Origin of the sequence: Candidatus Angelobacter sp., assembly GCA_035607015.1 — a bacterium.
In the GTDB taxonomy this organism is placed as follows: Bacteria; Verrucomicrobiota; Verrucomicrobiia; order Limisphaerales; family AV2; genus AV2.
Genome location: DATNDF010000310.1, coordinates 1 through 9,651, shown reverse-complemented (window position 1 = coordinate 9,651; position 9,651 = coordinate 1). Strand labels below are relative to the sequence as shown.

Below are 9,651 nucleotides of genomic sequence, written 5' to 3'. Positions count from 1 at the left end.
CGCAACTTCACAGCGCTTCAATATCACTACGAAACTCAGCCACTCCCGACGTGGACCGCATGGTATGTGCACCAGCTGCCCGCCCGGTTTCACAAAATATCGATCGCACTGGTGTTCGCCATTGAACTCGTGATGCCGGCGTTGGTCTTCGCGCCACCGCCGTTCAGCTGGGCCGCGGGAGTCGCCTTCATTCTGCTGATGTTGCTCATCATGGTCACCGGCAATTATTGCTTCTTCAACCTGCTGGGAATCGCGCTCTCGGTTTTACTTTTTGATGACGCCTTCTGGCAGCCGTTGTTCAACAGGCTGTCGCCCTTCGCTCATCCTTCCTTGACCGCGGACAGATCGCCGGATTGGCCGCCGTGGATCACTCTTCCTGTTGCGCTCGTTGTCGCGCTTCTGTCCATCGACGTCGTCTGCCGTCTCTTCCGATATTTGCCGCGCTGGCCGGGCCCGATGGAACGGCTCATCGAATGGCTTGAACCGTTCCGGCTGGTCAACAGCTACGGTCTCTTTTCGGTGATGACGAGCGAACGTCCCGAAATCATCGTCGAAGGCAGCAACGACGGCGTCGAATGGCGCGCGTACGAATTCAAATGGAAACCGGGCGAAATAAAGCGGAGGCCCCGGTTTGTGGCGCCCCATCAGCCGCGGCTTGACTGGCAGATGTGGTTCGCCGCACTGGGCAATTATCACAGCAATCCCTGGGTCGGCCAGTTCCTGCGGCGGCTGTTGCAGGGTTCCTGCGACGTGCTGGCATTGCTGGGGGCCAATCCTTTTCCCGACCGGCCGCCGCGTTTCATTCGCGCGGTGTTTTATGATTATCGCTTTTCTGACTTCGCAACCCGCAAAGCCACCGGTGCCTGGTGGCGGCGCGAGCGGCGCGGCCTTTATAGTCCCATGCTTTCTCAGGGCGGACCGTTGAGTGGAAACGCGCCGGCGGACGATCCGGAACTGTGCTGACGGAAATCGTCGGTTGGCGACAGGCTGCCGGCTGGCGCTGGAAGGGGGCTGCCGGGCGCGGGGATTGGGCACATCCGGATGAATGCGGCCGGGACGGAATCAGCGACCTCGGGGCAGCGCCATGGTCCCGGCGTAAACCGCGTTCCGGCCGAGCAACTGTTCGATGCGCAGGAGTTGATTGTATTTCGCCAGCCGATCCGAGCGGCTGAGCGAACCGGTCTTGATCTGTCCCGCATTGGTGGCCACCGCGATGTCGGCAATCGTGGAGTCTTCGGTTTCTCCCGAGCGATGGCTGATGACGGCCGTGTAACCGTTTTCCTTCGCCAGCTCGATGGCGTCGAGCGTCTCCGTGAGCGATCCGATCTGGTTCACCTTGACGAGAATCGAGTTGGCCACGCCGTGCTCGATGCCTTTGCGCAGGAACTTCACGTTGGTCACAAACAAATCGTCGCCCACCAGCTGGACTTTGCCGCCGAGTTTGTCGGTGAGTTTTTTCCACGTTGCCCAGTCGCTTTCGCCGCAGCCGTCTTCGATGCTGACGATCGGATACTTCGCCGCCAGCTTCGTGTAAAACGCGACGAGATCATCGCCGGTCACGGTTTCGCCGGTGCTTTTCTTGAAGGTGTATTTCGCGTTGCCGGCATAAAACTCGGAGGCAGCGGGATCGAGTGTGAGGAAGATGTCCTGGCCGGGCTTGTAGCCTGCATCTTTGATCGCTTGAACGATGGTATCCAGGGCGTCCTCCACGCTTTTCAGTTTGGGCGCGAAGCCGCCCTCATCGCCGACCGCGGTGCTCAGGCCGCGCTTTTTCAGCACGGCTTTGAGCGCATGAAACGTCTCGGTGATCGCGCGCAAACCCTCGCTGAACGTCGGCAGGCCGTGCGGCGTGATCATGAATTCCTGAAAATCGATGGGAGCGTCCGAGTGGGCTCCGCCGTTGATGACGTTCGCCATCGGGACGGGAAGGACCTTGGCGTTCGGCCCGCCGAGATACTTGAACAACGGCTGACCGGCCTCGGCGGCGGCGGCCTTCGCATTCGCGAGCGAAACCGCGAGGACGGCGTTGGCCCCCAGTTTCGATTTCGTTTCCGTGCCGTCGAGATCGAGCATGATGCGGTCAACGGTCAATTGATCCAGCGCATCCACGCCGCGCAGTGCAGGTAGAATTTTTCCGGTGACGTTCCTGACGGCCCTGGTAACGCCCTTCCCCAGGTAACGCTGCTTGTCGCCGTCCCGCAGTTCCAGCGCTTCGTGTTCACCCGTGCTGGCGCCGGACGGGACCGCCGCCCGACCGGCCGCGCCGTCCTCGAGAATCACGTCCACTTCCACGGTCGGGTTGCCGCGCGAGTCGAGGATTTCGCGGGCTTGAATATCAACGATGGTGCTCATGGTTCGGTGTTTGATTTCGTAAAATGAGCGGGCATCATAGAAGCGAGCGAAGGCGAGTCAAGGCGCAAGCAGATCGTCGGGCAATGCACGGTGAACCGTGCCGTGTTTCCGTTCACCGGCGGAGAGCCCTTCCTGCCGCGGTTCACCGCCAGCATTTTGCTCGAATCGTTGCGCCATTTGTGAAAAACATTCTCTCCGCATGAAACGGGAAACGTTTAGTACCGACCAAAAGGCCCTCCAGATCAATCTGGACCCCCACAAATACGGCACGTTCGCCGAGATCGGCGCGGGACAGGAGGTCGCCCGCTGGTTTTTCCGCGTCGGTGGCGCGTCGGGCACGATTGCCAAGACGATTTCCGCGTACGACATGACCGTCAGCGACGCAATTTACGGCCCCTGCGAACACTACGTGAGCCGCCAGCGACTGCAGTCCATGCTCGAGCATGAATACGCGTTGCTGCTGGAACGGCTCGACGTCAAGCGCGGCGACAAAACGAAATTCTTCGCCTTCGCCAACACCGTCGCGGCCCGGAGCTATTCGCGGCAGGACGAAGCGCACGGGTGGATGGGCGTGCGGTTTCAAACGGCGCCGAAGTCCGGCGCCTCGGACATCATCATTCACGTGCGAATGCTCGATAAGGAGAACGTTCAGGAACAGGAGGCGCTCGGCATCATCGGCGTCAACCTGATCTACGCGGCCTGTTGCTATCACGATGACCCCGAGACGGTCATCGCCAGCCTGGTGGACAATCTCTCTCGCGACCGGATCGAGGTGGACATGATCAAGCTCGCCGGGCCGGCTTTCAAGGACGTGGACAACCGGTTGATGGCCCTGCAACTCGTCACGCAGGGCCTCACGGATTCGGCGATGTTCACGGCCGACGGCGAGGTGGTGCAGGCCGCTGAAGTGCTCTATAAGAGGCCCATCCTCGTCGAGCGTGGCAGCTTCCGTCCGGTCACCAAGGTCACCGTTGACATGCTGAATTGCGCCCAGGCGCAGTTTGTGCAGGAACCGCAGGCGCAGGGCGAGGAGATCGTCGTGCTCATGGAAATGACGCTGCGCAACCTTACCGGCGACGGTGGTGTGATCGATCACAAGGATTTCCTGGACCGGGTTGATCTGCTCGGCTCGCTTGGCCGGACGGTGCTCATCTCCAATTACGCCCGTTACTTCCGGCTGGCATCCTATCTTTCCCGTTACACAAAAAAAATGATCGGCATCGCGATGGGGGTTCCCAGTTTGCGGGAGGTCTTCGAGGAAAAATACTACACCGACCTCGAAGGCGGGATTCTCGAATCGTTCGGTCGCCTGTTCAAAAACGATTTGCGCCTCTACGTGTATCCCTCCCAGGAGGGGACGACCGGGTCCATCATCACCGCGGGCAACCTGCGCGTGGCGCCGAACCTCCGGCATTTGTATTCCTACCTGCTGGACAATCATTTCATTCAGAACATCCAGGATTACAACGACGCCTTTCTGCCCATCTTCTCGCGCGAAGTGCTGGCGAAAATTCAGGCGGGCGATTCCGCCTGGGAAATCATGGTGCCGACGCAGGTTGCTCACATCATCAAAGAACGGAAGCTGTTCGGATATCGGGCGTGATTCGGCAGGAACTCATGGCCTCTGGCGCTGCAAAGGGGCTTTTGTTCCGCGCGCCCCTGAGACTGGCCCTCCGGCGTCATCGCGAGAGTTTGACTTCATGAATGTCAGGTGCGAAGCTCCGGCGTCGTCGCACTCGACACGTTATGGAATATTCATTGGTCAAGGATGCTCTCAAGGGCTGTCCACTTTTTCAGGGCCTGGATGAATCCGCGCTGGCTTTTCTGCTCTGGCGGGCGGAAGAGATGACTTCTGTTCGCGGTACCATGATCTATATGGAAGGAGCGCCTTCCGACAACAGTTTCGGCTTATTGCTCCGAGGCAAGTTGGATTTTTCCCAGAGTGGCGCCACCATCCGGAGCGCAGACGGGATTTATGTCTTCGGTGAGGTCGGATTTTTTGAAAAAGACGCCCGGCGCACCGCCACCGTCAAGGTTGCTTCAGCCTCCGCCACCTACTTGCGCTTCCGAATCGATCGCGAGGAATTGAAGCGCGACCCGCTTACGGAACTTGATCGGCGACTCGGCGCCGAAGCCGTCAGAAAATTCGTGGAAGACCACCCTGGACGCTGAGGTGCGGGCCCCTTCGTCAAGTTTCAAGGAGCAACCTTGATGCGCGAGAGGGTGCCCCAACGGTTCTGAAACAAGCCTCCCTGCCGATCTACTCGCGCGAAGTGCTGGCGAAAACTCGGGCCGGTGATTTCGCCTGGAAAATCATGGTGCCGCCGCAGGTCGCCCACATCATCAAAGAACAGAAACTGTTTGGGTCTGCTGCGGACTGAGCACGCGCCGCTGTGCGGATTCAAATGACTTGGATTTCATTGGCTCCTGCGTGTGGCACGGGTCACAGAAGTCCTGTCATCTTTCCGACTTTTCTGCCTCTTCCACGCGATATGATGAGCCGCGCAACCATGCAAACGGCCCGCGTGATGGTGAACTGGTTGCCGCAAGCCTCAACGTCGATCGCCAGGCTTTCGGTCAGATAGATAGTCGAACGATACCAAAACCCTGTTCGCACCATTGCCCGTACCGCGACGGAGAGCCTCGCCCGAAGCGAGGATCTTGACCAGGAGACGTTCCTTGCGGCGTGGATGCAACCTGGGCCAGCCACTCAAATTACGCTTCGTCCGGCGGACGGTGAGAAGGCGCCCACCAGTCGGAAGAATTAGCGTGTGGCGGGTTGCGTTTTGCGAGAAACAGCTGAAACTTCAAGCGATCGTTCCGTGTTCTGATTGCGGTGCAAATTTGCCCGATCCGAAGGGACTCTTTGTGGAAACTACATTAAGCTTTTTGATCGGCATCGGCCTGAGTGCTGCGTGCGGCTTCCGCGTGTTCGTGCCGTTATTGGTGGCCAGCGTGGCCGCACACACCGGACATTTGAAACTGGCTTCCGGGTTTGCCTGGATGGGATCCGACGCGGCCCTGATCGCGTTCGCAGTCGCAACCGTCCTCGAAGTCGCCGCTTATTACATTCCCTGGCTGGACAACCTGCTGGACACGATCGCTTCGCCGGCAGCAGTCGTCGCGGGCACGCTCGTCACTGCGTCAGTGGTCGCGGAGATGAGTCCATTTTTGAAATGGACCCTGGCGGTCATTGCCGGGGGCGGTGTTGCCGGGCTGGTTCAAGGGAGCACTGTAATGGCGCGCGGCGCGTCGAGCGCCGGGACGGGAGGCCTGGCCAATCCGATTCTGGCCACCGTGGAACTGGGCGGCTCGCTCGTCACTTCGCTTCTTTCACTCGTGGTGCCCGTGCTCGTGGTCGCGCTTATCGCCGTCACGCTTTTTTTCGTCGGCAGAAAAGTCTTCATCAAGCGGAGGCAATTGATTACCTGAGCAACCCGCGGCCCAATGGCATGCGGGCAGGTCGGGTCCCGTTACGGACTGGCAAGAATGTCGTGTTCGCAACCCACCACGCGGCTGCACGGACCATGATCATATCCTGGTAGAGTGTCGCCGGCGATTCAGGCAACCTGATCTTGTCGCCCGACGTTGAACGAATTACGCTCCCGAGGTGCCGATCTTTTACGAATGCCGGCGTTGCACCGCTTGCTGCCGTTGGCCCGGACAGGTGCGGGTGACCGAAGCCGAGTTGGCGCGTCTGGCCGTGCACAAGGGCCTTACCGAGCACGAGTTCATTCAGCGCTTCATGCGCTTGCGTCCGGATCGCCGTGGTTTGGTTCTGGCTGAAAAGCCGGACGGCGGATGCGTTTTCCTCGAGGGAAACGATTGCTCGGTTCAATCTGTCAAGCCGCAACAATGCCGGGACTTTCCAAATCTCTGGAACTTTCCCGGTTTCGGAAAAGTCTGCCACGCCATCCCACGCCGGGTGAAGGATGAAGATTACCGGCGTCTGATTACGCAGGCCACGGGCCGTTAGCGGCCCGTCCAAAAACGGCACAAATCGCCGCGTGAGGGCACGCGGCCTGCAAGATTTTTCGGAGAATCCGTCGTGTTGTAGGCCCGGTCCCCCGACCGGGCGTTTTTTTGAACGGCCCGTCAGCCGGAAGCGGCGAAATTTCGGGGCACGATCCAAACCCCGCGATTCGGGAAGACGGCGGTCGTTCGAAATACCTGCCGACTTTTTCTTCACCTCGGCGGTGAATTCCAACCCGCCAACCGACCAGGACCGACCAATGGCCGTTTGTCCGGCACTGGGAGTTTAAGCGCGACGAAGCCCGCGGAAAAAGCTCGCCTTTGAATTGCGAAAGGCGCAGACGTTGGAACGAACCAAAGGACCGGGGGCTCAATGTTTGAGCTTGAGCAGCGTTGTTTTTTACGGTCCCAAAAACCGTGCCGGAGGACCACCGAGTTCTCGTCCAAAAGGAAAACAGCTATGCGTAACAAACAACACGTTGGCAGCCTTGGCGTGCAGGCAATCGCCGGAACCCATGTGGTCTTGTTGGGGATCAATCTGCCAAAGACGAAGTGTCCGGGCCTGCTCGGCTTCGCGATCCGCCGGTTCGATCACAACGAGGGCGAAGTGTACTGGCTGGGCGGCTACAAGACATTTGCCAGTGTCGAGCCTCATCCTGCGAACGGAGTGCTGTATTCCACCCGACAGCATCCCATTCAGGGTTTTACCTGGTCCGATTTCTCAGCGAAGCCGGACTACGATTACACTTATGAAGTCGTCGCGTTGCGCGGATCGCCGGCGAATCCGCAGGAGGCGGAAACGTGTCCCGTGCAAATACGGACCGAGAGTTTGCGCGGGGTCATCCACCATGTGCATTTCAACCGCGGTTCGGCTGCCTCGCAGGAATACACGCGCCGGTTTGGCGACAAATCACCCCGGCAGGTCGGTCAGGCCGCGTTTGACTGGCTTTCACGGGGCGCCGCAGAGGCGATTGCCGAATTCATAGGCCGCGCGGAGAATGCCAGCTGGGGTCTGCGGGTTGGCGCTTACGAGTTCACCGACCCCGGCGTGTTGAAAGCGCTCAAGGCTGCGATTGGGCGGAAAGCCGACGTAAAAATCCTTTACCACGCCAAAAATGACAGCCAGAAAACCGCCAACGAGAAGGCGATCGCCAGTTTCGGCCTCGGTAAATACTGCGCGCCCCGCAACGCAAAGGGGCTGACCCTTTCCCACAACAAAATCATCATCCTCACCAAAAATGGAGCGGCGGAAGCCGTCCTCACCGGCTCCACCAATTTCAGTGTGGGCGGCATCTACGGTCACAGCAACGTCGTCCACATTTGCGAAGACACGGACGTTGCGGGCCGATACCTGTGGCTCTGGGAGGAATTGTCCAAAAACGAACCCAAAAGTGACGACGCGCCCGTTCTGGCCGCCAGTTCGCCCGTGCCCGTTGGCAACGCGCCCGAGGGGGCGACAGAAATCTTCAGTCCCAGGCCGGACCTTGCGGCACTTGACTGGTATGCCGAACGGGCAAAGCAGGCCAACGACGCATTGTTCATGACCTTCGCCTTCGGAATGAACAAGGTTTTCCAGGACGCCTACCGATCGGGAAAGGCGAAATTACGCTACGCCTTGATGGAACAAATGAGCGGTCCGACAAAAACCGCGGCCCAAAAAAAGGCGAATGAAGCCGCCATCATCACACTGCGCAAAATGGAGGAAAACAAATTCGCCATCGGCTCGTTTCTTGGCAAGGGAGCCTTCGACCATTGGCTGAAGGAAAGGCTGTCGGGCCTGAATGTGCACGTCCGGTACCTTCACACGAAATACATGCTTGTGGACCCGCTCAGCGACGATCCGCTGGTGGTTTCAGGCTCGGCAAACTTCAGCGACGCCTCCACCACGGACAACGACGAGAACATGCTGGTCATCCGCGGCAACACCCGGGTGGCCGACATTTACCTCGGCGAGTTCATGCGTCTTTACAACCACTTTGCGTTCCGCGACTGGTTGTCCAGCCAGACCAATCCCGACGAAGCGAAAGTGTCCCATCTCGATGAGAAGGACAAGTGGTGGAAGCGCTACTTCGGGACCTCCTTCGCGTCGCGTCAACGCGTGTATTTCGCGGGTTGAAGACCAAGGGGGTTCGGGTTCAAACATGCGGTGCGGGGCGGATTGCCCGCAGCCGTGCGCCATTGACATCGAGGCCGAACGAATCAGATCCAGCCGGCTTGTCACCCGACCGGTGGCGGACTGGTTCAAGGAAGATGTTACCGCACCTTTGATTCATTTTCGAATTGAATCTTACATTCCTCTTGGCGGCACGCCGATCGCTTTCGACTTCGAAACGGGTAGGCGCATTGAAACCGGGGGGAGACCTGACCATTCGGATTCAGAGTTCACCGAAACCAAATATTGTTCAAAAATATGATTGGAATGCAGTTTTCGAGTCAGCGAATGGAGGTCTGATTCCATGTGATGGTTTTGGTTTCGAGAAGATGTTTTTAGCGCCGGAGGCAGGTTATCAACCCAGGATTCTTGTCGGCGCTCAAAAGGATTCACAGGCATGGTCGTCCCGATTTAATGGCGGTTTCTACTTAAAGAGCCGTGATGGGCGTTGTTACGGCAAGATCGCGGTTACAGTCATAACCGGCCTGGTCAGGGAGGGAGCCGTTCCTGTGAACCTGGATGGCTACATCAATCTGGCGAGCTCTCGCAATCTCGAGATCGATCCGCAAAAAGTGACAACCATCAAATATCCGCGGTGATTCGAAGCAGCTCTCCATCTTTCGGGCCGGTTCTCGTCTGTTGATCGCATCCTTTTTCCGTACTCACTCTTGTTCCCGTTCGCCATTTGACAGATTCCCTTCCTGGCTTACTGATATTTCGATCCCGCAAAGCGGGATCGTTGTTATGAAAAGTGCAGGGAAAGTTTTTGATGTGTTGCCGATGGTGGATGAATCAGAAAACCTTGCCGACGAGTCCGGCGGTGTAGCGTCGAGCCTGCGGCTCGACAATTCGGCGCACAGCACCGACGCCACAAACGACGCCCCGTTGCTGGACGCGTATTCCAACGCGGTCACCGGCGCCGCCGAGCAGGTCAGTCCGTCGGTGGTGAAGATTGACGTGCGCAAGGGTGATGAGCGGCGCGGCGGTCGTGAAGCAGCCGGCAGTGGCTCGGGTTTCATCATTACGCCGGACGGTTTTATTCTCACCAACAGTCACGTGGTCCACGGCGCGGAGCGAATTGACGTCACCCTCGCCGATGGTCGCCGGCCCGACGCGCATCTGGTCGGCACTGACCCGGACACGGACCTGGCGGTGATTCGCGTGTTCGCGCCGAA

Annotated in this window: 9 protein-coding genes; 8 read left to right on the top strand and 1 reads right to left on the bottom strand. The window is 58.8% G+C overall.

The annotated features are described in order from the left end of the window. Window positions 1-963: lipase maturation factor family protein (locus tag VN887_12455; protein HXT40816.1), on the top strand; the 963-nt coding region annotated here is incomplete at its 5' end. Window positions 964-1,062: 99 nt separating this feature from the next. On the opposite strand, the gene eno is transcribed toward VN887_12455, so the two are convergent. Continuing rightward, window positions 1,063-2,352, bottom strand: a complete 1,290-nt coding sequence (gene eno, locus VN887_12450; protein ID HXT40815.1) for a phosphopyruvate hydratase — start codon at window positions 2,350-2,352, stop codon at window positions 1,063-1,065. Between the two features lie 199 nt (window positions 2,353-2,551). Here eno and VN887_12445 point away from each other — a divergent pair, with 199 nt between their 5' ends. The 7 genes from VN887_12445 to VN887_12415 all read left to right on the top strand — a co-directional run. Beyond that, window positions 2,552-3,955 carry a TonB-dependent receptor gene (locus tag VN887_12445; protein ID HXT40814.1) on the top strand — a complete coding sequence of 468 codons (1,404 nt, stop codon included), beginning with the start codon at window positions 2,552-2,554 and terminating at the stop codon, window positions 3,953-3,955. A 143-nt stretch (window positions 3,956-4,098) separates the two neighbouring features. After that, entirely contained in the window at window positions 4,099-4,524 is a 426-nt protein-coding gene (locus VN887_12440) for a hypothetical protein (GenBank protein HXT40813.1), read from the top strand. 696 nt (window positions 4,525-5,220) lie between these two features. After that, on the top strand, window positions 5,221-5,784 hold the full coding sequence (locus VN887_12435; GenBank protein HXT40812.1) for a DUF4126 domain-containing protein: 564 nt from the start codon (window positions 5,221-5,223) through the stop codon (window positions 5,782-5,784). 178 nt (window positions 5,785-5,962) lie between these two features. Then, window positions 5,963-6,328, top strand: a complete 366-nt coding sequence (locus VN887_12430; protein HXT40811.1) for a YkgJ family cysteine cluster protein — start codon at window positions 5,963-5,965, stop codon at window positions 6,326-6,328. A 456-nt stretch (window positions 6,329-6,784) separates the two neighbouring features. Further along, complete coding sequence (locus VN887_12425) at window positions 6,785-8,440, top strand: phospholipase D-like domain-containing protein (GenBank protein ID HXT40810.1); 1,656 nt, start codon at window positions 6,785-6,787, stop codon at window positions 8,438-8,440. A 164-nt stretch (window positions 8,441-8,604) separates the two neighbouring features. Beyond that, the gene (locus tag VN887_12420) at window positions 8,605-9,075 is read left to right on the top strand and encodes a hypothetical protein (protein ID HXT40809.1); all 471 of its coding nucleotides are present in this window, start codon (window positions 8,605-8,607) and stop codon (window positions 9,073-9,075) included. Window positions 9,076-9,220: 145 nt separating this feature from the next. Further along, window positions 9,221-9,651: trypsin-like peptidase domain-containing protein (locus tag VN887_12415; protein HXT40808.1), on the top strand; the 431-nt coding region annotated here is incomplete at its 3' end.

Excerpts from the sequence above, each read along its gene's own strand:
- VN887_12440 (HXT40813.1), top strand. The coding sequence starts at position 4,099 with ATGGAATATTCATTGGTCAAGGATGCTCTCAAGGGCTGTCCACTTTTT.
- eno (HXT40815.1), bottom strand. The coding sequence starts at position 2,352 with ATGAGCACCATCGTTGATATTCAAGCCCGCGAAATCCTCGACTCGCGC.
- VN887_12445 (HXT40814.1), top strand. The coding sequence starts at position 2,552 with ATGAAACGGGAAACGTTTAGTACCGACCAAAAGGCCCTCCAGATCAAT.
- VN887_12425 (HXT40810.1), top strand. The coding sequence starts at position 6,785 with ATGCGTAACAAACAACACGTTGGCAGCCTTGGCGTGCAGGCAATCGCC.